This window comes from Sphingobacterium sp. SGL-16, assembly GCF_011043515.1.
GTDB lineage: Bacteria > Bacteroidota > Bacteroidia > Sphingobacteriales > Sphingobacteriaceae > Sphingobacterium > Sphingobacterium litopenaei.
Genome location: NZ_JAAKGQ010000125.1, coordinates 1 through 648 on the forward strand (window position 1 = coordinate 1; position 648 = coordinate 648).

The 648-nt window shown below is 37.3% G+C and carries 1 protein-coding gene; it reads right to left on the bottom strand.

The genetic code is table 11. The features are described 5' to 3' along the window. Positions 1-648 (bottom strand): transposase (locus G5B32_RS16945; protein ID WP_206366952.1); only part of this gene is annotated, 648 nt, incomplete at both ends.

Genomic DNA, 648 nt, shown 5'->3' on the forward strand with positions numbered 1-648 from the left:
AGGATTCTTTTCATGTTTACAGTGAAGATCGCCATTGCACCTTGCATTTCCATGTTTTGGATGCCATAGGAATTAGCCCTGCCATATCCATGGACATTTTTGAGTTCACTATTCTTAGCTTCAATTTTATATCTTTCTTTGGATTTACTTCGATAATATTCAGTTTCCTGGAATATCATCTGATCTTTGTGAAGGTCAGATTTTATAGAAACTGAATAGGTTTTTGTTTTAGCTCCAGGCTTATAACACCCCTGCCCAAACGGACAGGTTTTACATTTTTCGACGTCAAAGTAATATGTCTCCGTTTGATTTGTGCCTTGTTCCTTTTTTCCCTGACGGGCCTTTCGGATTGCCAAATGTCCTGCTGGACATACAAACATTCCTGCATCTTTATTGAAATCAAATTTATCTTCATCCTTGCGACAGCCCTGAGTAATGGAAGGATTTAATTTTGCTACTACTTTTATCTGTTGATTATCTTTATTTTTAAGTTTAAGATTTTCTTTTCCTGAATACGCTGAATCTCCAATTATAGTATTTACTTGAATACCGTTTTTCTCACTTATTTCTAATAATTTGGGTAGCTCGGGGCCATCCCCCTTTTCTGCTGAGGTAACAATGGCTGCAGTGATCAGACGTTCTGGTGTC